Genomic DNA, 23,892 nt, shown 5'->3' with positions numbered 1-23,892 from the left:
ACATGAACGTGACCGACGGAAAGCTCGACGTCCTCCTCCTTGGCTCCGGCGGTCGCGAGCATGCGCTCCTGCTGAAGCTCGCCGAGTCCCCACGCGCGGGGAGGATTTGGGTCGCCCCGGGCAATGGCGGGATGGACGAGCTCGCGACGCCCGTGACGCTGGACCAGGACGACCCTGCGGCGGTGGCCTCCCTCGCCACGGACAAGGGCATAGGCCTCGTGGTCATAGGTCCCGAGGCGCCCCTGGTGGCGGGCGTGGCGGATGCCGTGAGGGCGGCCGGGATACCGGTCTTCGGCCCCAGTGGCAGGGCGGCCCGGATGGAGGGGTCGAAGAGGTTCGCGAAGGACGTCATGGCCCGCGCCGGAGTTCCGACGGCGGCCTGGCGCAGCTTCACCGACGAGGCCTCCTGCCTTGCGTACGTGCGGTCGCTTGGCGGACCTTGCGTGGTCAAGGCTGACGGGCTCGCCGCGGGCAAGGGCGTCATCGTCGCCCAGGACGTGGACGAGGCCCTGGACGGCGTGCGCGAGTGCTTCTCCGGCGGCTTTGGCGAGGCGGGTCGGACGGTGGTGGTGGAGGAGCTCCTCCAGGGTCCCGAGTGCTCGCTCCTCGCCCTGACCGACGGCACCACCCTCGTCCCCCTCGCCACCGCCCAGGACCACAAGCGCGCCCTGGACGGGGACAAGGGGCCCAACACGGGCGGCATGGGCGTCTACTCCCCCGTGCCCATCCTCCTTCCCGGCGAGCTGGAGCAGATGACCCAGATGATGCAGGCGACGGTCGACCAGCTGCGCCGCGACGGCATCACCTACAGCGGCTGCCTCTATGGCGGCTTCATGCTCACCGAAGACGGTCCCAAGGTGCTCGAGTACAACGCGCGCTTCGGCGACCCCGAGACCCAGGTGGTTCTGCCTCGCATGAGGGGGGACCTTGTCGAGGCCTTCCTGGCCTGCGACGACGGAACGCTGGACCGCGTGGACATCGGCTGGGGGGACGACTGGGCGGTCTCCGTCGTGCTCACCAGTGCCGGATACCCCGGCAGCTACGAGAGGGGCAAGCCCATCAGTGGCATCGAGGACGCCGAGACCCTGGATGGGGTCACGGTGTACCACGCCGGCACCCGTCGCGACGGCGGCGGCCGCATCGTCACCGACGGCGGCCGCGTCCTGGACGTGACGGCGGTGGCTGGGAGCTTCGAAGACGCCCGCAACCTCGCCTACCAGGCCTGCGACAGGATCTCCTTCGAGGGCAAGACCTATCGTCACGACATCGGAATCAAGGCCATCAAGGGACGAACGAGCCTCTAGGCCAGACTTGAACGGAGTGCACAAGGTGAAAGAGGAAAAGCCCGACACGGAGGTCGCCCCCCAGGACTCCGCCGAGGAAGAACCCAGCTACGAGTCGCGAGCCGAGGCGAGCCAGGGACTCGAGGAAGCCATCGGTGGCATGCGCGACGCGACCCAGGCCTTCGTGTACGACGGGCAGCGTGCCACGACGGGCCACAGCTCCGGGGAGCCGATGCGTCGCGGCCTCGTGCTGGGCGATGACGACCCGCGCGACCGAGACCTCCGCGAGGCAGTGGTGAGCGAGGACACGGTCTGGCAGGGGCGCATCTTCGACGTGTCGAGGCTGCAGGTCAGGCTGCCCGACGGGCGCCAGGCCCTGCGCGACGTGGTGCGCCATCCCGGAGCGGTCGCCATCGTCGCGCTGACCGATGACGGGCGAATCTGTCTGGTCCGCCAGTACCGCACGGCGTTGGGACGCGTTACGGTCGAGGTCCCCGCCGGCAAGCTCGACCCGGGCGAGGACCCCCTGGACTGCGCCGAGCGCGAGCTTCTCGAGGAGACGGGGATGAGGGCGCGCAACATGGCGTTCCTCACCACCATAGCCTCCTCCGACGGCTTCGCCGACGAGCTCATTCACATCTACATGGCGACAGGCCTCAGCTTCGGCGCGTCTGACCCGGACGCCGACGAGTTCATAAACGTTGACCTGGTCGACCTCGGCGAGCTGGTGGACGCCGTCCTGGACGGTCGCATAGAGGACGCGAAGACGGTGGTCGGCGCCCTCATCTGCGACGCGGTGGGGCACCGCCTCGCCATGCAGCCCGAGGACGGCGCGGAGTAGGCGGAGCTTGCCTATACTTAGCTTGACTGGCTCTTTTTGTTGTTGATGCGAGTGGCAGGGAGAATCTCCATGGCAAGGAAACGAGAAGGGGCGCGCATCCAGAAGGGTGCCCTCACGGCCGAGCAAGCCGAGAGGCTCTTTGCCACCGTCGACGAGACGGGCCACACCAACGAGGAGACCGCCGCGCGCCAGAGGCGCCATCGCAAGGAGTTCGGCCACGGGGTGGACGTCGACCCGCTCGCCGGCGCCGACCCCTCCGGCTCCAACGTGGAGAAGGTCATCACGCGTACCGCCGTGACCTTCGTCCTGGTCTTCCTCGTCATCGTCGTGGCGCTGCAGGTCGCCGCAGGCCTCATCCGCCGTGCCAGCACCGCGAACCTCGCGGAGAACGTCAACATCACCACCGTCGCCTCCGCCCTCAAGGGTGGCGTGGAGTGGGGCAACGGCTTCACGCAGTTCCCCGAGAAGTACTCCGTCCAGGAGGCGGACGAGAACACGCATCGTGTCGAGGTGACCGTCACCGACACCTCGTCCGAGGACGCGCTCGAGGCCTTCGCCGGCTCCCAGATCCAGGCCACGGCCTTCTCTGTCAACGCGCTCCTCAACCCCAACATCGACACCGTGGTCTATCGCGTCAACGTGCATGTCGGCGCCAACGGCAAGTTCCAGACCTCCTCGTTCTTCGGCTTCCTGCAACCCACGGGAGAGATCAAGACGCTCATGACCTTCATCTGGACCAAGTCCACCACCGACACGGGGGTGCGCTTCAACTGCACTATCACCGGCGTGGACACGGCGATGCAGGAGGAGCTCAGGAAGAACGTGACGACGAGCTTCACGCCCTCGTCGATTCTGGGCGTCGTCCTGGGCGACGAGGACAAGGGCACGGGTTCCGATTCGGCCAGCGTGGACTCCACCAAGGCGAACCCGGACTCCTCCGAGAAGGGCGATGGCTCGTCCGCCTCGTCATCCACGGGCGACGCGGAGCAGACCAAATCCGCGGCATAGCGGATTCGCACATGCCCGAACGGCCAGGGGGACTGCGGAGCTCGTGCTCCGCAGTCCCCCTTCGCAATGACCAAAGCGCCTCTCGCCTAGCCTTTGAGGAGCGTGCAGACGTCTCCCAGCACGGTCTCGAAGTTGACCCCGCGCATCTCGAAGTCTGGCTGGTAGCGCGTCACCACCATGGCCTTGCGCACGAGCTCGCCTGCGAACTCCGTCGCCTCGAGCAGGGACCTTCCGCACATGACGGCGGCAAGCAGGCTCGAGGCATAGAGGTCTCCCGTGCCGTGGAGCATGTAGGGCAACAGCTCGGCCTTGACCTCGCATACGTCGAGCCCGCCCCCACAGACGTAGTTTCGGATGAGCCCGTCCCCGCGGATGACCCCCTTGAGGACGACGGCCTTGGCGCCCATGCCCACGAGCGCCTCGAGGTTCTGCCTCACGAAGTCGTCGGAAACGTCGTGCCCCTGGTAGGGGATGCCGGTGAGGATGGAGGCCTCGGTGAGGTTGGGGGTGAGGAGGTCCGCCCCGTCGACGAGGGCGCCCATGGCCTCGCACATCTCGTCGGTGTAGGTGGGGTACTTGGCACCCTCGTCACCCATGACCGGGTCGACGACGCGCAAGGCGCGCGGGTGCTCGCGATAGAGGCGCTGGATGGCGCCCACCTGTCCGGCGGAACCCAGGAAGCCGGAGTACACGGCGTCGAGCTCGACGCCCTCCTGCACCCAGGCGTCGAGGTAGGGCTCAAGCATGTCGGTGGTGTCGTGCATGTGGAAGACGGGGAATTTGGTGTTTGCCGAGAAGAGCGAGGTGGGGACAGGACACACGTCGCATCCGGCGGCAGAGAGCACGGGGATGGCCACTGCCAGGGAGCACTTCCCGTAGCCGCAGAGGTCATGGACGGCCGCCACGCGCGGTATGTAGTGCCCCTCGCGCCGGTACAGCCTGATTTCGCTTGCGTTGGTCATGGTGGTTCCTCTCACATGGACTGATGGACCGATGCTGCAGGACACGATAGACCATCGGCACGGGGTGCGCCGCGCTTGTAGCCAGAGTGTGCGCGCCGAGGAGCGGGCGCTCCCGCCAACGTATACTGGGAAGGCACGATTGCACGGGCACAGACGAGGGGAGACCTCATGTCAGGCGAGCAGCAGGCACCGTTGGTGGGAATTATCATGGGCTCGAAGTCGGACCTTCCGGCCATGGAGGCGTGCACCAGGCAGCTCGAGGAGTTTGGCGTGCCCTACGAGCTCGTCGTCGCCTCGGCCCACCGGGCCCCGGCGAAGGTGCGCGAATGGGCGTCTGCCGCGGCAGCACGCGGCATCAAGGTGATCATCGCCGCCGCAGGCAAGGCGGCCCACCTGGGTGGGGTCGCCGCGGCCTACACGCCGCTGCCCATCGTGGGTGTGCCCATGAGGACGAGCGACCTGGGGGGGATGGACTCGCTCCTCTCCATGGTCCAGATGCCCTCCGGGGTGCCCGTCGCCTGCGTGGCGATCGGCGGGTCGAAGAACGCGGCCATCTACGCGACCCAGATCCTGGGCACGTCCATGCCCGAGTACGCGAACAAGCTGGTGGAGTTCAAGCGCCAGATGGCGGAGGCCTAGCCCCGCCCGGAAGACGAGAGGAGACCGCGTGCCAGGGAAGCACATGAGAAGGGACGACGCCCCTCGTCGGGAGGGGGGACTGGGTCAGGGCGTGCATGCGCCGCTCCCCATAGAGCCTGTCATCGAGCGCAACCCCGCCGACCCCGAGCGTCGCGCCAGGAAGGGCGAGACGACGGGGGAGAGGGGCTCGAGAAGGCGCCGCCTCCTCGTCTCGAACGTCCTCCTCGCCGTCGGCATCGTGCTCCTCCTGGTGGCTGCTGGCCTCTGGGGGTACTCCCGCTGGCAGTACCACGAGCAGGACGTGGTCAACGACAGGCTCGCGTCCTTCGCCAACGTGAGCGACGCGACGTCCGCCTCGGACGACGGCAGCGCGAAGGCCCCGGTCGACGTCGACTGGGCTGGCCTCAAGGCGGTCAACAAGGACGTGGTGGGTTGGGTCTACGTGCCCGACACGGTGGTCAACTACCCCGTCTACCAGGGCACGGACAACGACTACTACCTACACCACACGGCTGAGGGCCAGTACACTCTGGGCGGACAGGTGTTCATGGACTACGAGAACACGGCTCCCGGGCTGATCGACGGCCAGACCATGCTCTATGGCCACCATCTCAAGAGCGGACAGATGTTCTACTCGCTCTTCCTCCTCAAGGACCAGGAGGTCTTCGACGCCACGCCGACCATCTGGTACCTCACCGAGCAGCAGAGCTACGAGCTCGAGCCGCTCTTCGTCTACTACACCCAGCCCGACGACGGGACCGCGCGCACGACCAAGTTCGACTCGGACGAGGAGCTGAGGTCCTACCTGAACGAACGCCTCGCGAAGGCCGTGGCGAGCCGCCCCGATGCGGCAAGGATAATTTCGGGCCTGAAACACGTCATGACCATGTCGACCTGCAACTACTACGATGGCTATGGCCGGTCGCTTCTGGTCTGCGTCCCCAAGGCGGAGGCAGCGGCGGCCCTCGCAGCCACGGAATAGCCCAGGCATGACCCCTTCCCAAGGAGACCGCCCAGTGAGAGAGACGTCTCGGACCGCCTTTGACATCGACGAACTGGGGGAGGGAGATTCGCCTCACGAGGAGTGCGGCGTCTTTGGCGTCTGGGCCCCCGGGCGTGACGTGTCGCGCATCACCTACTTCGCCCTGCGCGCCCTGCAGCATCGCGGCCAGGAGTCCGCGGGAATAGCCGTGGGGGACGGCAGCACGGTCTTGGTCCGCAAGGACCTCGGACTCGTGGACGCCGTGTTCACCGACGCGGACATCTCGGCCATGCGCGGCAAGGTGGCCATAGGGCACGTCCGCTATGGGACCTCCGGCGCGCGCAGCTGGGAGGCGGCGCAGCCGCACCTCTCGACCATCAGCGAGGTCATCATCGCCCTCGCCCACAACGGCACGCTCGTGAACTCGGACAGCCTGCGCGCGAGCCTGGTCGAGCTGGGCGTGCCCTTCCGCTCGAACACCGACTCAGAGGTCGCCGCCAAGCTCATCGGCCACTACACCAAGGAGACGAGCCACCTCCGCCAGGGCATTGCCAAGGCCATGGGCATGATCGAGGGCGGCTACGCCATGGCGCTGGTGCGCGAGAACGCGCTCTACGCCTTCCGCGACCCCAACGGGATACGTCCCCTGGTGCTGGGCCGGCTGGGAGACGACGGCTGGGTCGTCGCCTCCGAGACCTGCGCCCTGGACATCGTCGGGGCCGACTACGTGCGCGAGGTCGAGCCCGGCGAGATCATCCGCGTCTCGGACGACGGGCTGGTGAGCGAGAGAGGCGTGCCCGCCCGCGTGCCGGCCAGCTGCATCTTCGAGGAGGTCTACTTCTCGAGGCCCGACTCGGTTGTCATGGGCAAGTCGGTGTACTCCATGCGCTTCGACATGGGACGGCAGCTCGCCCGGGAGGCACCGGTCGACGCGGACCTGGTCATCGGCGTGCCCGACAGCGGCCTGCCTCCTGCGGAGGGCTTCGCACGAGAGATGGGGATACCCTTCGGCGAGGGCTTCGTGAAGAACCGCTACGTGGCGCGCACCTTCATCCAGCCAACCCAGGAGCAGCGTAGCCTCGGCGTCCGTCTGAAGCTCAACGCCCTGCGCGACAACGTCGCCGGCAGGCGCGTCGTCATGGTGGACGACTCCATCGTGCGCGGAACCACTTCCAAGCAGATAGTCCAGATGCTGCGCGACGCAGGCGCCCGCGAGGTCCACGTGCGCATCAACTGCCCCGAGGTGAGGTGGCCCTGCTTCTACGGCATCGACACCGACGTCCAGTCCCAGCTCATCTCTGCCAGCAAGGGCGTGGAGCAGGTGAGGGAGTTCATCGGGGCCGACAGCCTGGCGTTCCTCTCGCTTGCCGGACTCAGGCAGTGCGTGCCCTCGACCGGCTGGTGCTGCGCCTGCTATGACGGCTGGTATCCCGTGAGGATCCCTCAGAGCTTCGCCCAGAGGAAGTTCATGGAGGGCTACAGGCCCGGGGGTCCCGAGGAATAGCGGAAGCCCCCGCGTCGGTGTCCCTGTCCCGCACGACCATCGAAGAGAAGACCCATGAGAGGGGAAACAATGGAGAAGGCCCAGACGAGGCACGTGAGCTACGCCGACGCCGGCGTCGACGTGGACGAGGGCGCGCGCGCCGTCGACGCCATCAAGGAGATGGTGGCGTCCACCAGCAGGCCCGAGGTCATCGGTGGGCTGGGCGGGTTTGGCTCCTGCTTCTCCATGGCGTCCTTCAAGGACATGGAGGACCCCGTCCTGGTCTCGGGCACCGACGGCGTGGGCACCAAGCTCGCGATCGCACAGCTCCTGGGGCGCCACGACAGCGTGGGGCAGGACCTCGTCGCCATGTGCGTGGACGACGTGGTGCCCATCGGCGCGGAGCCCCTCTTCTTCCTCGACTACATCGCCATAGGGAAGCTGCGCGCGGAGCACGTGGCGCAGGTGGTGAGCGGCATCGCCGAGGGCTGCCGCATGAGCGGCTGCGCCCTCGTCGGTGGAGAGATGGCCGAGCATCCGGGTGTCATGGCCCCCGACGACTACGACCTCGCGGGCTTCGTGGTGGGCGTCGTGGACCGTCCCAGGATGATCGGCCCCGACAAGGTGCGCGTGGGTGACGTGATCCTGGGACTTCCCAGCTCGGGCATCCACTCCAACGGCTACTCTCTGGTTCGCAAGGTTGCCATCGAGGGCAAGAGCATCGAGGAGCTGGAGGCCCCGCTCGAGGAGCTGGGCGGCGAGTCCCTGGCGGACGCGGTCATGCGTCCCACCACCATCTATGCGGGGGCGCTGGTCAGAGCCCTCAAGGTAGGGGCTCCCATCCACGCCATGGCGCACATCACGGGCGGTGGCATCACAGAGAACCTCAACCGCGCCCTGCCCGCGGACATCGACGCGGTCGTCGACCGTGGCGGCGAGGACGGGCCCGGCTGGGACGTCCCGCCCGTGATCGACTACTGCGTGCGCGCGGCGGGGCTCACCCAGGACGAGGCCTACAAGACCTTCAACATGGGGGTGGGCATGAGCCTGATCGTCGCCCCCGAGGACGTGGCCATGGTCCGTGCCGCCCTGGCCTACCAGGGGCTCGAGTCGTTCGTGATGGGCGAGTGCGTGCCGGGCAGCGGAAAGGTGAGCTACCGATGAGCGACGACCTCACGCTCTCCACCCCCGAGCCCGCGAGCCTTCCCATGGCGCGCGAGGGACGGCCACTGCGCCTGGGGGTGCTCATCTCCGGCTCGGGCACCAACCTCCAGGCGATCATCGACCGCATCGCCGACGGGACGCTGAATGCCACCGTCGAGCTCGTGGTCTCCTCTCGTCCGGGAGCCCTGGGGCTCAAGAGGGCGGAGGCGGTGGGCATCCAGACCCTGAGCCTCTCGAAGGAGATCTACGACGACCCCCTGACTGCGGACGAGGTCATCGCCACCGAGCTGCGCCGCCGCGACGTTGACTACGTGGTGATGGCGGGCTACATGAGGATGGTCCACTACCCGATACTACGGACGTTCCCATCCCGGGTCGTCAACATCCATCCCGCGCTGCTGCCCAGCTTCAAGGGGGCCCACGCCATCCAGGACGCCTTCGACGCCGGGGTGAAGGTGACGGGCGTCACGGTGCACTTCGCCGACGAGCGCTACGACTGCGGACCGATCGTTGCCCAGCGCGCCCTTGCGGTCGAGGAGGGTTGGGACGTGGACGAGCTGGAGGCGCACATCCACCAGATCGAGCACGTGCTGTACCCCGAGGTCATCCAGCTGCTCGCCGACGGTCGCGTGAGCCTGGACGCCGACGGCAGGAGGGTTCACGTCACCCCCTCTGCCTAGTGGGGACCTATCAAGCGATCAGAAGCTGCGGATGACGGCAATCTTGTTCGAGAGGTTCGCGATGGCCGGAACCTTTATGAGCAGCCGGTAGACAGGGTTGATGAGGGGCATCTTCTCGCTCAGGCTGCGGTCGGCGACGTGGCGCAGGCCATCGATGCCGGCCACCAGCTCCGCGCCGCTCCGTGCACCAAACGTGAAGCGAGCGTTGCTCTTGGAGATGCTCCTCTCCACGTCCTTGCCCACGAAGCGAGGGTTGAGAAACTCGACGAAGAGGGTGGCGCGGGCGTAGCGGTCCCGCACGATCGAGAGAATCCGTGCCACGTCCTCGGCCGAGAGGTACATCGTCAGCCCCTCGACGATCACGAGGACCGGCCCGTCGATGGGACCAACCTCGGCCGCCCATGCTTCGTCCATGGCCGAGAAGGCATGCATCTTCACGCGGTCGGTGTCCTCGACGAAGCGGCGCCGGACGTCGATGGTCTCGGGCAGGTCGATGTCGTGCCAGCGGATGCGGCCGTTGTCCATGCGCCAGAAGCGCATGTCCATGCCGCAGGCGATGTTGATGACCGTGCAATCCGGGTTCGAGGCCACGAACTCGCCCACCATGTCGTCGAGCAGCATCGTGCGGGCAATCACGCCGGCACCCATCGCAAGGTCCTTGTCGGCGAAGGAGAAGTCGTAGTCCATCCGGTCGACCATCTCGACGGCCTTGTCGTCGTGGATGAGGGCGTTCTTGCGTCGCGACTCCTTTGCCCGTGCGTAAAGGGTCTGGACCATGGTCTCCGGCACGCCGGATATGTCTATCTTCTCCATGCGTCGTACCTCGCCTGTTCCGAAGGTTGCATTGGCAGCAAGAATAGTAAGACTTTACTAACTTTCAGGAAAAGTGACTTAGGGAGAGGCGCGGTGGAGCACCCCGTCACGGGACCTTTTCCGCCGGTCCTTGCGGCTACCTTTCGTGCGACAGCAGACAGACGGTCTCCACGTGCTTGGTGTGGGGGAACATGTCCACGAGCTCGATCCTGCGCGCGTGCCAGCCATGCCTGCGGAACTCCCCCAGGTCGCGGAGCTGCGTCTGGGGGTTGCAGCTCACGTAGACCACCGCCCGGGGCTCGAGGGCGCAGGCCGCGGCGATGAACTCGGGGGTTGATCCGGCGCGCGGCGGGTCCATCATCACTACGTCGAAGCCTTCGCCACCACGCTCCCGCAGGCGCCTCATGTACTTGGTGGCGTCGGCTCGGACGAAGTCGCAGGAGGCGGAGAGGTCGTTCTCGCCCGCATTCCTCCTTGCGCAGTCCACGGCGCCCGCCACCTGCTCCACCCCCACGACGCGCACGTCTCGCCCGTTTTCTTGTGTGGCACGGGCGGCGCAGATGCCTATGGAGCCCGTGCCACAGTAAGCGTCGAGCATGCGCTCGCCGGCCCGAAGCTCCGCCGCGTCGATGGCCAGGCTATAGAGCACCTCGGTCTGGGCGGGGTTGGTCTGGTAGAAGCTGGTCGGCCCCACCTCGAAGCGACAGCCCAAAAGCTTGTCGTGCATGACGCCCGGTCCCAGGAGGGTAACGCAGTCGCGGCCCAGTATGGCGTTGGTGCGCCTTTGGTTGACGTTCTGGACGATGCTCGTGAGCTCGGGGTGAGCCTCCTTGAGCATGCGGGCGAGCCTGGACGCGTGGGGGAGCTGGGACCCGTTGGTGACGATGGTCAGGAGGACCTCGTCCGTGGCGTACCCGCTGCGTACGACGGCGTTTCTCAGGACTCCTGTGCCTTGGTCCTCGCGGTACGCGGGAATGTGCAGCCGCTCCGCCGCCCGTGCGAGGTCGTCGATCATCGTCCTTCCGCAGGGGTCCTCCACCAGGCAGTCGTGACAGGCCACGATGCGATGGCTCCCTGCCTCGTAGAAGCCGGACCTGACCCTCCCCTTCGCCCCTGGGGCGAAGGGAGAGGCCATCTTGTGGCGGAAGCGCAGGGGTTCCTCCATGCCATGGACGCGCCCTAGCTCGCAGCCGTCCTCCTCGACGGCGGGCGAGAAGAGCTCCTCCATGGCCTCCTGCTTGCGCCTCAGCTGGATGGGGTAGGGGACGGCGAGCCACTCGCAGCCACCGCAGCGCCTGGATATGGGGCAGGTGTAGGTCCTGAATCCCACGCTCTTCTCCCGCCTCGCTTGCCTCGCCTTGGTTACCAACTTGTACGGGCTATTGTACGGCCAGGTCTCGCACGTCGATCGAGCGATAGAATCTGGGAACCACGAATCGACCGCGACAGAAGGGGGACCTCATGGGAGCTCCTACCAAGATCGGCATCATCGGAATGGGCCACGTTGGCGCGCACGTGGCAAACGCCATTCTCTACCAGGGACTTGCCGCCGAGATCTATTGCGTCGACTCCATCGAGAGCAAGGTCGCCTGCGAGGTCAACGACCTCCAGGACGCCATGCCCTTCTACCCCCGCCAGGCGCGCGTGTACAACTGCCATGAGAACTACGAGGAGCTCCTGGGCTGCGACGTCATCGTCAACGCCGCAGGCCACGTCGCCCAGGCGGCTGGCAACCGCGACGGCGAGCTCTTCTGCACCGCGGAGGAGACCAAGAAGTGGGCGCCGCGCATCAAGGGCTACAAGGGCGTCATCGTCACCATCGCCAACCCCTGCGACGTCGTCGCGACGATGGTCTGGAAGCTCGCCGAGCTCGAGCCGCGCCAGGTCGTGGGGTCGGGCACCGCACTTGACTCCGCACGCTTCCGCCATGCCCTCTGGGACGCCACCGGCTACAACCCCAACTCCATCACCAGCTGGATGATCGGCGAGCACGGTGCGAGTCAGTTCGCCGCTTGGTCGCACGTGTCGTTTGGCGCCACGCCACTGGCGGAGCTCGAGAAGTCAGATCCCAAGCACTTCTCCTTCGACAAGGACGCCATCGAGGAGGCCGCGCGCATGGGCGGCTACGTGACCTACGCCGGCAAGCAGTGCACCGAGTACTCCGTGGCAAACGCCGCGACCGAGCTGGTCAAGGCCGTGGTGCAGGACTCCAAGCTCATCACCCCCGCGGGCACCCTGCTCGAGGACGTCTACGGAGAGAGCGGCCATTACAGCTCCATCCCCTGCGTCATTGGCAAGGACGGCGTCGAGGCCACCTTCCCCCTCGAGCTCAGCGCCGACGAGCAGGAGAAGTTCCACGCCAGCTGCAAGCACATCCAGGACAACCTCGAGAAGGTCAGGTGCTGGTAGGCTGACCCGTCACGAGTCGTAAGGCGATTTCAGCGAGGACCCGGCGACCACGACGGCCGTCGGGTCCTCTCGCCTGTAAATGCTACGGTAGACAATACAATTGAACTTTATTCAAAATTCGTCCACCATCGTCTTCCAAGAAGAGTAAAGTGACCCCAGTTTTAAATTAGGGTCAAAACGACTCACAAGGAGGGGTGGCCATGCAGTCCAAGATCGCGCACGCGGCAGAGCGCAAGGCCTTTGGCGTCGCCATAGACCGGATCATCAAGAGCGCATCGGGCGAAGACCGGGAGAAGAACGTCGAGCACCTCATCGACATGGCGGGCAAGCTTCTGAAGGACACCTCCCCCGGTGCCACCCGCGGCATCCGCAAGGGCCTCTACCCTGGCTCCAAGTGGGAGAATTGGCTCTTTGACGTCATCGACACCACCGACCCCAACGTGCTGCGCACGACGGTGCTCAACGGTGGCTACGAGGCTGCCTTCCGCGGCCTGCGCAACACCACGGCAAACGCCGAGAAGTACCAGTGCAACGTGCCCTGGATCATCCTCTTCGACCCCACGAGCGCCTGCAACAAGCACTGCGTGGGCTGCTGGGCGGCAGACTACGGCAACCGCCTCAACCTGAGCTACGACGAGATGGACCGCCTCGTCACCGAGGCGTCGGACCTGGGGACCCACCTCTTCATGCTCACCGGCGGCGAGCCCCTGGTGCGCAAGGCCGACGTGCTCAAGCTGGCCGAGAAGCACAACGACTGCCTCTTCAACATCTTCACCAACGCCTCGCTGGTGGACGAGAGGTTCTGCGAGGACGTGCAGCGCCTGGGCAACGTCGTGTTCTCGGTCTCGCTCGAGAGCTACGAGCCCAGCGTGAATGACGGCCGCCGTGGCGACGGTTCGTTCGAGGAGGTCATGCGCGCCTTCGACCTCATGAAGGCGCACGGTCTGCTCTACGGCACCTCCACCGCCTACACGCGCGAGAACACGGAGCGCGTCTCGAGCGACGAGTTCTTCGACCTCATCATCGAGAAGGGCTGCCGCTGGGCCTGGTTCTTCCACTACATGCCGGTGGGGGAGGGCGCCAACGCCGACCTCATGCCCACCGTCGAGCAGCGCGAGTACATGCTGCACCGCATCCGCGAGATTCGCGGTGTCGAGGGCGGCAAGCCCATCTTCGCCATGGACTTCCAGAACGACGGCGAGTACGTGGGCGGCTGCATCGCGGGAGGCCGCGTCTACTGCCACGTCAACGCCCGTGGCGACGTGGAGCCCTGTGTCTTCATCCACTACTCCAACGTGAACATCCGCGACCACAGCTGGCTCGAGTGCCTGCAGCAGCCCATCTTCCAGGCCTACCGCCGGCACTGGCCTTGGAACGACAACATGCTCCAGCCCTGCCCCATGCTCGAGAACCCCAAGATCCTTCCCAAGATCGTGGAGGAGTCCGACGCCAAGACCAGCGAGTACGTGGCACCTGAGAGCGCTGAGGACCTCTGCGCCCGCGTGACCCCCTACGCCGAGGAGTGGGCGCCCAAGGCCCGCGAGCTCTGGCTTGCCGAGCATCCTACGGGTCGCAAGGTCTACGAGGACGAGATGTCGCAGCAGAGCGTCGACTTCAAGGCCAAGGTCATAGCCGAGGAGGACGCGCGCGAGGAGGCCGTCATCGAGTAGGGTCTTTCCCGACAACGCTGCGCCGTGCCTGCGCCCACCGCGCATGCACACACGCTGCCCGACGAGTGATTCGCGCGCTGGCCGTCCATGGGTATGGTGGTAGCCAGCGCGCGGCCTCGCCGGGCGCTTGTCGTCCATAGGTGCACGGTGGCTTCGCCGTCGCGTTCTTCCCCTCGGCGTCGCCGCCAGACTTGCGGCTCGAGGAGGAACCATGGCAGATTCGTCTAACGAGAGGGTAAAGAACCTCGCGCTCGTGGGCCAAGGCGGCGTGGGCAAGACCATGCTGGCCGAGGCCATGCTTCACCTGACGGGCAAGACGACCCGTCTGGGAGGCCACGCCGGCACTAAGCCCACGCTTGACTACGACAGCGAGGAGGGCGCCCGCGGCTTCTCCATCTCGACCACCATCGCGCCGGTCGAGTGGAACGGCGTAAGGATCAACGTCCTGGATGCCCCCTGCTATCCTGACTTCGTCGGCGACGCCTATGGCGCTCTCGCCGCGGCTGAGACGGCGCTCTTCATGGTCGACGCGGCGAGCGGCCCTGGCACCATCACCACCCGCCTTTGGTTCGCCGCCGAGGAGCTCTCGCTCGCTCGCGCGCTCTTCATCAACCGCTTGGACCGCTCCGACGCGGACTGGGACACCGCCCTGCTCACGGCCCAGGAGCGCTTCGGCAACCGCCTGGCCCCCGTCACCATCCCCATGGGGTCTGGGGATGCCTTCGCGGGCATCATCGACGTCGTGCACATGAGGTCACGCCACCTCGTGGACGGCAAGCCCGTGGTGGGGGAGGTCCCCGCCGAGTTCCTCGAGGCCGCCCAGGCGGCCCACGCGCAGCTCACCGAACTCGTCGTCGAGGCGGACGACGAGGCCATGATGACCTACCTCGAGGGCGGCGAGATCAGCCAGGAGCTGCTCGAGTCCCTTCTCGCCACCGCCATCGCACAGCGCATCTTCGTCCCCGTCTTCGCGGGCTCCTGCGTCAAGGAGGAGGGCGTCATCTCGCTCATGGACGACGTGGCGGCGTGGTTCCCCAGCATGGCCGACTTCGGTCGCGTGCCCCTGGTCAACGGGGAGACGCTGGACATCTCTCCCGACGACGATCGCCCCGTCGCCTTCGTGTTCAAGTCGCTGCAGGACCAGCAGAACGGGCGCCTCTCCTTCGTCAAGGTCCTGGCCGGCACGCTCACGCCCGGCATCGAGCTCATGAACGCGCGCACCCGCAAGACCGAGCGGCTGGGTCACCTCTACAGCATGTGCGGCCGCGAGACCACCGACGTCAAGTCGGTCGCGGCGGGCGACGTCTGCGTGGTTCCCAAGCTCGAGGCAATGACCGGCGACACCCTCTCGGTCACCGGGAAGGTCGAGGCCGCCGCCTTCCGCTTCCCCAACTCCCTCTATCGCATCGCCGTCGAGCCGGACGAGCGCGGGAGCGAGGGCAAGGTCTTTGCCTTCCTGGAGAAGAGCGCGGCCGCCGATCCCACGCTGAGCGTCGAGCGCGACGAGGAGACCGGGCAGACCGTCATCTCCGCCATCGGAGAGGCGCAGGTCTCCGTCCTCCTCGACCGTCTCGAGGAGCGCGCGGGCGTCACGGCTCACACCGTCAAGCTGCGCATCCCCTATCGCGAGACCATCCGCCGCGTCGCGAGCGCCCAGGGTCGTCACAAGAAGCAGACCGGCGGCGCCGGCCAGTACGGCGACTGCTGGCTGCGTGTCGAGCCCAACCCCGGAGCGGGCTACGAGTTCGTGGACGAGGTCGTGGGCGGGCACATCCCGCGCAACTTCATCCCCGCCATCGACAAGGGCGTGCAGGAGACCATGGTGGACGGCGTCCTTGCCGGATACCCCCTCATCGACGTGCGCGTTGCCGTGTACGACGGTTCCTACCACCCTGTCGACTCCAACGAGATGGCCTTTAAGACGGCAGCGCGCATTGGCTTCCAGAAGGCGATAGGCCAGGCAGAGCCCGTCCTGCTCGAGCCCATGGCCCACATGAGCATCACCGTGCCCGACAGCTACGCCGGCTCGATCATGGGTGACGTGTCCGCCTCTCGTGGCCGCGTCGAGGGCATGTCGGCCGCCAGCGGCCAGGGCGAGCAGGGCATGACCACCATCGAGGCGACCATTCCCTACGCCGAGGTCACCGACTACGCCACGCGCCTGCGCTCGCTCTCGCGCGGGACGGGCGAGTTCGAGCTCGAGGTCTCGGGCTACGAGCAGGTGCCCCACGACGTGCAGGCCAAGCTCGCGGCAGAGTATGCCGAGAGGCGCGCAGAGGGCAGGTAGCGGCAGGCGAGGCGGGCCGCGCGGGTCACAGGATGGGGGTGTCGCCCTTGCGGCGGCACCCCCTCGCGCTTGCGGTTTGGCGGGTGCCTGCCTCCGTCCCGCGCGTCTGGTCTATTCTTGTCTGACGGAACCCTGCGAGCCGTTAGGTTGGTTGAACCATGTGGAGCGAGCTCTTCCCTGCCGTCCTGGCGTCCTGCGCCGTCATCTTCGTCCCGGGCTATCTCATGGGACGGGCCCTCGGCCTTTCCCGGAGCTGGTCCGTGTGCATGGCGCCCCTGCCTTCCTTTGGGCTCATCGCCCTCGCCGGCATCCTGTATGGGACGTTGGGCGTTGCGGCCCAACCCCTGACGCTCCTCCTCCCCCTCTCCCTCCTCCTCGCGGTTCTTGCCCTCCTGGGCCGCTCGTTCCGGCTGCCCGACCTCCCCCGCATTGGCTGGGGAATGATCGCCCTCTACCTCGCGATGGGCCTGGTGGCCACCACGTTCATGTTCGTGCGGATGCTTCCCAGCGCCAACGCCGTGATGACGGGCAGGGACCTGGCTCACCACATCAACAGCATCAGGGCGTTCGTCTCGACGCAGTCCTTCTCGTCTCTGAGGATGGGTCCGTACCTGCTTTCCCAGGACCTTTCCGTCGACCCCTACGCTCTTCCGGGCTTCTATCCTGCAGGCTGGCATGCCGCCGTCACCCTGGTGGTGCAGATGGGAGTCACAGAGATCTCGGTCGCGATCAACGCGGTGAACGTGACCATCTCGTCCTTCGTGTGGCCGCTGGGCACCCTCGTCTTCCTTGCCTGGTCGTTTCGTGGCAAGCGCCGCCCCCTTGTCGCCGGCGCGCTCGCCACGGTGAGCTTCATGGCGTTCCCCTGGTACTTCATGAAGTTCGGCCCCATCTACCCCAACCTCGCGGGATTTTCCCTCGTGTTTCCCTGCGTCGTCGCCTTCATGCTTCTCGTGGAGCCTGCGTGGAAGCGCCCCGCGCGCCTCAGGGCGCTCGCACTCTTCCTCGTGGGCGGCGTGGCGCTCGCCCTCACGCAGCCAAACGCGATCTTCGTGGCCGCCGTCATCCTGGTTCCCTACGTCGCGGCGCGCATCGTCTCTTCGGGCGGCGTCCTGAGGGTCCTCTTGCATGAGTTGCCATCCGGGCTGGTGGCAGCCCTCTGGGTCGTGGCCTGTGGTCTCGTCTGGCTTGCGCTCAATCGGGCGCCGTTCATGTCCGACGTGGTCGGCTTCGGGCTCTGGGGGTATCGCATCTCTCCCTGGGAGGCCCTCGTGAACGTCGCGACCCTTGCCTACCAGGCCTTCTTCGTTCCCGACCTGGGACAGCCCCTTCTTGCGCTCCTCGTGCTGCTGGGTCTGGTCTGGACTCTGAGGAACAGGAGACTGCGTTGGATGTCGGTGTCCTACGTCGCGGCTGCGGGCATCGTCTTTGGCAACGCGACCATGGGCGGCCTGGCGAAGCAGCTGCTCTCGGGCTTCTGGTATTCGGATCCGCCTCGCGTCGCCGCCGTCGCCGCCCTGTGCGCCGTCCCTTTGGCGGCGTTGGGCATGGACTGGGTCGTCACCGGCGTCTCTCGCGCATTGGGGGTGCGGGTCGGGGATGGTTCGCACCTTACCGCGTCCGCCCTCACGTCGGGAACCCTCGCCGCCCTCGCCATCCTCGTCTTCTATCCCGGGGTCAGGATTCCCACCCTCACCTTCAGCGCGTTTCCGAGTTCGGGACGGATCGAGACCCAGGTCGAGCAGACGAGGCTGCAGGTCCAGGAGGCGTACTCGCAGTACGGCTTCTACACCACGCGAGAGCGCGCCTTTGCCCGCAACTGCCAGAAGCTGATCGAGGCCGAGGGGGGAGCGGACGCCCTGGTGATCAACAACCCCTTTGACGGCAGCGCCTATGCGTACGGAGACGCGGGCATGCGCGTCTACTTCAGGGAGCTCAGCGAGGGGATAGGTGCGGATGGCGGGGCAGAGGCGACGGTGAGGGCGAGGCTCGATCACGTTGCCGACGACCCCGAGGTGAGGGCGGCGGTCAACCAGCTCGGCGCGCGCTACGTCATCAGGTTCGAGCACCTCAAGGAGGACAAGGCCTACTCGATGCTCTGGAACTACGACCATGACCTCTGGAAGGGCATCGACTCCGTCAACGAGGGCACCCCGGGCTTCGAGCTCGTGATGAGGCAGGGAGATATGGCGCTTTATCGCATAAGTGCCGCCTAAATCCTCGTGCCGACGTAACCGACCTGGCCTTTGGTATCCTTCTGGGGACCATAGCTGAACAGGGAGGTTGCGCATCCGCGCATGGACATAGCCATAAGCGTCACTGTCACCACGCTCCTCATACTCGTAAACGGATACTTCTCGATGGCCGAGATGGCCCTCTCGACCGCACGCAAGGTCATACTCGACCATGACGCGGACGAGGGCGACGAGAAGGCGGCGCGCGCGGCCCAGATGAGCGAGCATCCGGGTGACTTCCTCGCGGTCATCCAGGTGGGAATCACGCTGGTCGGCTTCTTTTCGTCCGCCTTCGCGGCCACGAGCCTCTCGGGTCCCCTCGCGAGCCAGCTTGCGTCCTGGGGCGTCCCAATGGACCTGGCCCACGTCCTCGCCACCGTGCTCATCACCCTTCTGGTCTCGTACATCTCCATCGTGGTGGGCGAGCTCGTGCCCAAGCGCATCGCGATGGCCGACGCCGAGGGCGTGGCAAAGAGCGTGGCCGGGCCTCTCAGGAGCTTCGCCGTCATCGCCCGTCCGCTCGTCGCGCTCACGGCGGCGAGCACCAATGGCCTCGCCGCGCTCCTCGGCATCGCTAGCGCCGACGACCGGCAGAACGTGGGCGAGGACGAGATCAAGTACATGGTCACCGACGCGGACGACCTGACGGACGAAGAGAAGTCCATGATCCACGAGATCTTCGAGCTGGGTGACGCCATCGCCCGCGAGGTCATGGTGCCCCGCGTGGACATGACGGCCGTCGAGGACTCGACCACGGTGGGCGACGTGATCGAGCTCATGCGCCGCACGGGCTACTCCCGCGTTCCCGTCTATCACGAGGACGTCGATCGCGTGGTGGGAATCGCGCACATCAAGGACCTCCTCGGCCCCGTCCTCGAGGAGGACGCGGGAGACAACATGATCGCCCGCTACATGCGTGGGGCCGACTTCGTGCCCGACACGAAGGACATCATCCCCCTGCTCTCCGAGATGCGCACCAGCCACGACCAGATGGTCATCGTGGTCGACGAGTATGGCGGCACGGCCGGCGTCATAACCATCGAGGACATCGTCGAGGAGGTCGTGGGCGAGATCGAGGACGAGTTCGACCCCGACAACAAGTACCTCACCCAGCTGGGTGAGCGCGAGTGGCTGGTGGACGGCCGCTTCAGCATCGACGACGCCATCGAGCTCGGTTGGCCCATCGAGGACCGCGAGGAGTACGAGACGGTCGCGGGCTTCGTGCTCGAGATAGCCGACGGCCTCCCCAAGCCGGGCGATGCCTTCGAGGTCGATGGCTACAGGTTCCTGGTGCAGTCGGTGCGCGGCCGCCGCATCGCCCTGCTCAGGGTCACGGCCCCGGAGCCAACGACCGGAGACGAGCCGCAGGGCTAGGTGGCAGGCGTGGCGCGCCACCAGGTGCCGTGGGGCGTCTCGCCGACGAGGCCCTGCAACGCTCCCGTCCCAACCTGCGCGCGGGGCGTCCTCCTCGCCTTTGACTACAATGTATGGACGCATGCGGTTCCTAGGAAAGGCAGCTCCATGGCACAGCTCATAGACATCCTGCGGGTCGAGGTCGGCCTCAAGAACCTCGTTGCCCGGGTGCGCGTCTCGGACGAGGCTCCGCTCATGACCAGCGAGGACCTGCAGGGGACCACGCGCGTCTACAAGCTCATGCCTCACATCGTCGAGCATGCCTGCCTGGGGGACGCGAGCGAGACCTTTAAGGAGGTCATGGGCAACACCGAGCTGGCCCACCTCCTCGAGCACGTGACGGTGGAGCTGCTCTCGCGCTCCGCCGCCTCCGCGGAGGTCTCTTCTGGCCGCACCTACCCCGTCCCGGGAGAGGCGCGCACCTACGACGTCGAGCTCTCCTGCCCCGACGACGTGTTGGTGTGCGCCGCGCTCGCCAGCGCCGTCTGGGTCATGGACTGGGCCTTTGGCGGGGGAGAGGGGCCGCGCCCTGACGTCGACGCCATCGCCGAGGGCCTGACCGGACTGGTCCAGAGCCTGGGCGACGAGCCTGCCGAGGCATACGAGCGCGAAGTCCAGGAAGAGATTGACGCCGAGGTGGAGAAGAGAAGGGACGAGCTCCTGGCCCAGCGCGAGGACGAGCTCTCCCAGAGGAGGGCCCTCGCTGAGGCCGCCGCAGCGGCTGCCGCCGACCAGGCACGCGCCCGCGCGGCCGCCGAGTCGGCCGCGCTCGAGTCGAGCCGTGCGGAGGAACTCTCGCAGCTGCCAAGCTGGGCGGTGGATCCCGACGACCCTTTTGTCCGGAAGGTCAGGGAGGGCCGCGGCCCTGACTTCGTCCAGCGGGAGGCTTCGCCCGAGGCCTGGCAGTCGGCCCAGGAAAGCCTCGGCTCGAGCGATGACGAGCGTTCCAGGGACGCAGGCGACGTCCTCGATTCGTCGCAGCCCCCCTTCGTCGAGACGGTCGACGAGCCGGGGCCTGTCACGGATGGCGGGGACGTTGAGGTCGAGCTCCCCTGGTAGGAGACGCGGTCACCGACCGCGACGCACTCCTCCGGGCATTTGCGCTTCTGGTAGCCCCAGGTCGGCTAGGATGGTGTCACCATGCAGGGGCGGTCTGTCTCCGCATACGGGAAGGATCTCTCGGCCTTGGCTGGGAAACGACGGGAGGAAGACATGAGCGCAAAGGGAGCACTTGGATTCGTGGCAGGCTTGTTCGCGGGAGCGACGGCCGGATTCGCGGCGGGAATCCTGATGGCGCCTCGTCCCGGCGCGGAGAGCCGAGCCATGGCCGCCGACGCCATGAATGACGCGTGGGACAGCGCGGTCGACTCATACGAGCGCGGCTCGCGCGTGGTCAACGACAAGATCGCCGGAGTCCGTCCGGGCATGGACGCCACCACCGACGAGCTGCGCGCCAAGGTCGACCTGGCCCGCGAGCGCATGGACCAGCTGCGCGACTCGCTCTCCGAGGCCGTGACCAACGCTTCCACGCAGGTGCAGGAGACGGTCTCGGACGTCGCCGACAAGGTCAGCGCTGCCGCCGAGGCGACGGCGTCGGACTCCGCGGTCCACGTGGAGGTCGTCGAGGACGATGCGACGGACGAGGGGTAGCGCTCCTTCGAACGCTGCGTTTGGGGGCGGGCGGACGTTCTGACGTCGCCCGCCCCGCTTGGTTTCGTGCGCGCGGCGCGAGAGGCGCGCGGAACGTTCCGGCAGCCGGTTCGGGAGCCATCGAGGGGAGAAGGGCATGGCCAGGATCTCGGAGCTCATGGGCAGGAAGGTGTACGAGCTGCGTCCTGCCCGCAAGGCGGGCGGCGAGCCTCGGCGCAGGAGAGTCGGCAGGGTGCATGCCGCGGTCTTCTCCCCCGACGGCAGGTCCCTGGTAGGCTACATGGTCAGGCGCCCCGACATCGCGGGGATGGTCAGGCGCCCCGACGCCTTCCTGGCACTTGACTCGCTCCGGTCGGGCGAGGACGCCATATTCCTGACGAAGAACGCGGGGCTGGCGCTGGATGACGGGGCCCGTGGCAGGCTGGGCCTTGAATGGGACTCCTGCGTCATGTGGGCGGGCATGGATGCCAAGACGGAGCGAGGTCGCGTCCTGGGCTACGTGGGTGACGCGACCTACGACGCCGGGACCGGTCGCGTGCAGAGCTTTGCCGTGGGAGACGGCGGCGTGGCCCAGTCGCTCGTGGGCTCGGTTCAGGTCCCCGCGTCCATGCTCAGGGGCTACCGAGGCGGCTACATGGTGGTGGACGACGCTGCGTCTCGGCTCTCTTTGAGCGGTGGTGCCGCGGCGAAGGCCGGTGAGGCGAGCGCCAGGGCGCAGATCGCCGGAAGGAAGGTCGCGGCACGAGCCGACGAGACGGCCTCTCAGGCGCTTGACAGGGGGTCCAGCGCGCTTGGCCGCGCGATCGGCAAGGCCAGAAGGTCCGTGGAGGGGGCAGCGCAAGGTGGGTTGGAGCCCAAGAAGGCGACGGCCACCCAGCCAGGGGCAAAGAAGACCTCGCGGAAGAACACGGGCGCGGACGGCGCACGAGCCGTGGGCCGCCAGATGAAGAAGGCCGGCGGAATGTTCGGCTCCTTCATGGACGAGTATCGCAAGGCGAGCAAGTAGGCCAAGCGCCCTCGGCCTTCGCGGGAAGATCGTCCTGCGGCCTACCCATCGGCCGTCCCCGGGGTACGCGGGCCAGGGCGCCTCCGCGTCCCGACAGCCTAGTATCCCATCGCCTGGAGCGCGAACATGATCACCGTGAGGACCACCACGGCGACGATGGTGAACCAGGTTAGCGCGTTCCAGATGCGCCCGTTGGCCCAGCGACCCATGACGTGGCGGTCGCTTGCGATGTTTACCATGCATACCAGGAGCACGGGCAGGAGCACGCCGTTCACGATCTGTGCTGCCATCATGATGCCGAAGAGGTTCGCTCCCGGGAGCAGCACCAGGGCGGCGCTCAGGATGGCGATGGCCGTCAGGATGCCGCGGTAGGCGGGGGCCTCCTTCCAGCTGCGGTCGGTGCCCCTCTCCCATCCAAAGGCCTCGCACACGGCACCCGCGGTGATGCCGGGCATGACGCAGGAGGCGAGGAACGACGCCCCCACAAGGCCTGCGGCAAAGAGCACGGCGCTGTACTTGCCCGCGAGCGGAACCAACGCCTGGGCCGCGTCGGCAGCGTCCTGAATCACCACGCCCGCGGGGAAGAGGACGCTTGCGGTCGTGAGCACAATGAACCAGGCGATGGCCTGCGAGACGAGCGCGCCGGACACGTTGTCGGCGCGCTGCCCAAGGATGTCGCCCTCGTCGAGGTTCTTCTCGGCAACGTTGCTCGAGACCATGAAGATCATGTAGGGCGAGATCGTGGTGCCTATGCTTGCCACCAGCAGCGAGATGTAGGCGGGGTCTCCCGACATCTGCGGCACGACCGTGCTGCCAAGCGCCTTGCCCCAGTCGGGTCCCACCACGACGCCGGTGATCACGTAGGTGACGAAGACGGCGGAGATGGTGAGGAGGACCTTCTCGATGTGGCGGTAGGATCCAGACATGGCCAGGAGCCACGACGCCAGGGCGGCCACGGGCACCGAGACGTAGACCGGGATGCCGAAGAGCAGAAGTCCCGAGGCGATGCCCGCGAATTCCGACACCGTGACGGAGAAGTTCGAGAGGATGACGGCCAGCATGGCGACCGTCGAGATGCGGATGCCAAACTGCTCGCGGATGAGGGAGGCGAAGCCCTTGCCCGTCACGCAGGCCATGCGCGCGGCGGTCTCCTGCACCACGACAAGCAGCAGGCAGGTGAGCGGGATGGACCAGAGCATGCCAAAGCCGTAGCGCGCGCCCTCGGACGAGAAGGTCGCGATGCCTCCCGCGTCCATCCCCGCCAGGGCGGTGAGGATGCCGGGTCCCATCACGGAGAGCGTCGAGCGGAGCCGCTGCCCCCTCGAGGGCGCCGCGTCGACTCCCGCCGCCCGTCGTGCCGTCGCCACC

Annotated in this window: 20 protein-coding genes; 16 read left to right on the top strand and 4 right to left on the bottom strand. The window is 67.0% G+C overall.

The features are described from left to right. Positions 1-2: 2 nt before the first annotated feature. From purD to Q5923_RS04290, 3 genes are all read left to right on the top strand, one after another. Complete coding sequence (gene purD, locus Q5923_RS04300) at positions 3-1,304, top strand: phosphoribosylamine--glycine ligase (protein ID WP_009278261.1); 1,302 nt, start codon at positions 3-5, stop codon at positions 1,302-1,304. A gap of 211 nt (positions 1,305-1,515) precedes the next feature. Continuing rightward, positions 1,516-2,124 (top strand): NUDIX domain-containing protein, encoded by a 609-nt coding sequence (locus tag Q5923_RS04295; RefSeq protein WP_050796707.1) that lies wholly within the window; start codon positions 1,516-1,518, stop codon positions 2,122-2,124. A 69-nt stretch (positions 2,125-2,193) separates the two neighbouring features. After that, a complete protein-coding gene (locus Q5923_RS04290; RefSeq protein ID WP_009278259.1) occupies positions 2,194-3,132 on the top strand; it encodes a hypothetical protein in 939 nt (312 codons plus the stop codon). Positions 3,133-3,218: 86 nt separating this feature from the next. Here the strand turns inward: Q5923_RS04290 and Q5923_RS04285 are convergent, their stop codons facing one another. Beyond that, on the bottom strand, positions 3,219-4,094 hold the full coding sequence (locus tag Q5923_RS04285) for a bifunctional hydroxymethylpyrimidine kinase/phosphomethylpyrimidine kinase (protein WP_303132374.1): 876 nt from the start codon (positions 4,092-4,094) through the stop codon (positions 3,219-3,221). A 168-nt stretch (positions 4,095-4,262) separates the two neighbouring features. Between Q5923_RS04285 and purE the strand changes: the two genes are divergently transcribed. The 5 genes from purE to purN all read left to right on the top strand — a co-directional run bounded on the left by purE (position 4,263) and on the right by purN (position 9,042). After that, on the top strand, positions 4,263-4,733 hold the full coding sequence (gene purE / locus Q5923_RS04280) for a 5-(carboxyamino)imidazole ribonucleotide mutase (protein ID WP_303132373.1): 471 nt from the start codon (positions 4,263-4,265) through the stop codon (positions 4,731-4,733). A 28-nt stretch (positions 4,734-4,761) separates the two neighbouring features. Beyond that, entirely contained in the window at positions 4,762-5,715 is a 954-nt protein-coding gene (locus tag Q5923_RS04275) for a class B sortase (protein ID WP_009278256.1), read from the top strand. A gap of 34 nt (positions 5,716-5,749) precedes the next feature. After that, positions 5,750-7,219: an amidophosphoribosyltransferase gene (gene purF, locus Q5923_RS04270; protein ID WP_009278255.1), complete on the top strand. Its 1,470-nt coding sequence runs from the start codon at positions 5,750-5,752 to the stop codon at positions 7,217-7,219. 69 nt (positions 7,220-7,288) lie between these two features. Further along, positions 7,289-8,362, top strand: a complete 1,074-nt coding sequence (purM, locus tag Q5923_RS04265) for a phosphoribosylformylglycinamidine cyclo-ligase (protein ID WP_009278254.1) — start codon at positions 7,289-7,291, stop codon at positions 8,360-8,362. A 44-nt stretch (positions 8,363-8,406) separates the two neighbouring features. Next, positions 8,407-9,042, top strand: a complete 636-nt coding sequence (gene purN / locus Q5923_RS04260) for a phosphoribosylglycinamide formyltransferase (RefSeq protein ID WP_040656881.1) — start codon at positions 8,407-8,409, stop codon at positions 9,040-9,042. Positions 9,043-9,060: 18 nt separating this feature from the next. Here the strand turns inward: purN and Q5923_RS04255 are convergent, their stop codons facing one another. Continuing rightward, entirely contained in the window at positions 9,061-9,855 is a 795-nt protein-coding gene (locus tag Q5923_RS04255) for a class I SAM-dependent methyltransferase (RefSeq protein ID WP_009278252.1), read from the bottom strand. 136 nt (positions 9,856-9,991) lie between these two features. Continuing rightward, entirely contained in the window at positions 9,992-11,224 is a 1,233-nt protein-coding gene (gene rlmD / locus Q5923_RS04250) for a 23S rRNA (uracil(1939)-C(5))-methyltransferase RlmD (RefSeq protein ID WP_303132369.1), read from the bottom strand. A 92-nt stretch (positions 11,225-11,316) separates the two neighbouring features. Here rlmD and Q5923_RS04245 point away from each other — a divergent pair, with 92 nt between their 5' ends. From Q5923_RS04245 to Q5923_RS04210, 8 genes are all read left to right on the top strand, one after another. Beyond that, a complete protein-coding gene (locus Q5923_RS04245) occupies positions 11,317-12,264 on the top strand; it encodes a lactate/malate family dehydrogenase (RefSeq protein WP_062531508.1) in 948 nt (315 codons plus the stop codon). Positions 12,265-12,464: 200 nt separating this feature from the next. Beyond that, a complete protein-coding gene (locus Q5923_RS04240) occupies positions 12,465-13,934 on the top strand; it encodes a radical SAM protein (protein WP_062531507.1) in 1,470 nt (489 codons plus the stop codon). A gap of 211 nt (positions 13,935-14,145) precedes the next feature. Next, complete coding sequence (locus tag Q5923_RS04235; protein WP_062531506.1) at positions 14,146-16,221, top strand: translation factor GTPase family protein; 2,076 nt, start codon at positions 14,146-14,148, stop codon at positions 16,219-16,221. Between the two features lie 158 nt (positions 16,222-16,379). Continuing rightward, positions 16,380-18,437: a DUF6541 family protein gene (locus Q5923_RS04230; RefSeq protein ID WP_303132366.1), complete on the top strand. Its 2,058-nt coding sequence runs from the start codon at positions 16,380-16,382 to the stop codon at positions 18,435-18,437. A gap of 81 nt (positions 18,438-18,518) precedes the next feature. Beyond that, on the top strand, positions 18,519-19,829 hold the full coding sequence (locus Q5923_RS04225) for a hemolysin family protein (RefSeq protein WP_062531504.1): 1,311 nt from the start codon (positions 18,519-18,521) through the stop codon (positions 19,827-19,829). A 147-nt stretch (positions 19,830-19,976) separates the two neighbouring features. Next, a complete protein-coding gene (locus Q5923_RS04220) occupies positions 19,977-20,927 on the top strand; it encodes a cyanophycin synthetase family protein (protein ID WP_303132363.1) in 951 nt (316 codons plus the stop codon). Between the two features lie 153 nt (positions 20,928-21,080). Continuing rightward, positions 21,081-21,518, top strand: a complete 438-nt coding sequence (locus Q5923_RS04215; RefSeq protein ID WP_062531502.1) for a YtxH domain-containing protein — start codon at positions 21,081-21,083, stop codon at positions 21,516-21,518. 136 nt (positions 21,519-21,654) lie between these two features. Next, complete coding sequence (locus Q5923_RS04210; protein ID WP_303132360.1) at positions 21,655-22,524, top strand: PRC-barrel domain containing protein; 870 nt, start codon at positions 21,655-21,657, stop codon at positions 22,522-22,524. A gap of 98 nt (positions 22,525-22,622) precedes the next feature. On the opposite strand, the gene Q5923_RS04205 is transcribed toward Q5923_RS04210, so the two are convergent. Further along, positions 22,623-23,891, bottom strand: coding sequence for an Nramp family divalent metal transporter (locus tag Q5923_RS04205; protein ID WP_197414973.1), 1,269 nt, complete (start codon positions 23,889-23,891; stop codon positions 22,623-22,625). Between the last annotated feature and the right edge of the window lies 1 nt (position 23,892).

Source organism: uncultured Olsenella sp., assembly GCF_959602185.1.
Lineage (GTDB): Bacteria > Actinomycetota > Coriobacteriia > Coriobacteriales > Atopobiaceae > Olsenella_I > Olsenella_I phocaeensis.
The sequence above is the reverse complement of the archived record's forward strand: the minus strand, read 5'-3'. Positions and strand labels throughout refer to the sequence as shown.

Coding starts and splice junctions, on each gene's coding strand:
- purM (WP_009278254.1), top strand. CDS start 7,289: ATGGAGAAGGCCCAGACGAGGCACGTGAGCTACGCCGACGCCGGCGTC.
- Q5923_RS04230 (WP_303132366.1), top strand. CDS start 16,380: ATGTGGAGCGAGCTCTTCCCTGCCGTCCTGGCGTCCTGCGCCGTCATC.
- Q5923_RS04255 (WP_009278252.1), bottom strand. CDS start 9,855: ATGGAGAAGATAGACATATCCGGCGTGCCGGAGACCATGGTCCAGACC.
- purD (WP_009278261.1), top strand. CDS start 3: ATGAACGTGACCGACGGAAAGCTCGACGTCCTCCTCCTTGGCTCCGGC.
- Q5923_RS04235 (WP_062531506.1), top strand. CDS start 14,146: ATGGCAGATTCGTCTAACGAGAGGGTAAAGAACCTCGCGCTCGTGGGC.
- Q5923_RS04210 (WP_303132360.1), top strand. CDS start 21,655: ATGGCCAGGATCTCGGAGCTCATGGGCAGGAAGGTGTACGAGCTGCGT.
- Q5923_RS04215 (WP_062531502.1), top strand. CDS start 21,081: ATGAGCGCAAAGGGAGCACTTGGATTCGTGGCAGGCTTGTTCGCGGGA.
- purE (WP_303132373.1), top strand. CDS start 4,263: ATGTCAGGCGAGCAGCAGGCACCGTTGGTGGGAATTATCATGGGCTCG.
- Q5923_RS04240 (WP_062531507.1), top strand. CDS start 12,465: ATGCAGTCCAAGATCGCGCACGCGGCAGAGCGCAAGGCCTTTGGCGTC.
- Q5923_RS04245 (WP_062531508.1), top strand. CDS start 11,317: ATGGGAGCTCCTACCAAGATCGGCATCATCGGAATGGGCCACGTTGGC.
- Q5923_RS04295 (WP_050796707.1), top strand. CDS start 1,516: ATGCGTCGCGGCCTCGTGCTGGGCGATGACGACCCGCGCGACCGAGAC.
- Q5923_RS04220 (WP_303132363.1), top strand. CDS start 19,977: ATGGCACAGCTCATAGACATCCTGCGGGTCGAGGTCGGCCTCAAGAAC.
- purN (WP_040656881.1), top strand. CDS start 8,407: ATGGCGCGCGAGGGACGGCCACTGCGCCTGGGGGTGCTCATCTCCGGC.
- Q5923_RS04285 (WP_303132374.1), bottom strand. CDS start 4,094: ATGACCAACGCAAGCGAAATCAGGCTGTACCGGCGCGAGGGGCACTAC.
- Q5923_RS04225 (WP_062531504.1), top strand. CDS start 18,519: ATGGACATAGCCATAAGCGTCACTGTCACCACGCTCCTCATACTCGTA.
- Q5923_RS04290 (WP_009278259.1), top strand. CDS start 2,194: ATGGCAAGGAAACGAGAAGGGGCGCGCATCCAGAAGGGTGCCCTCACG.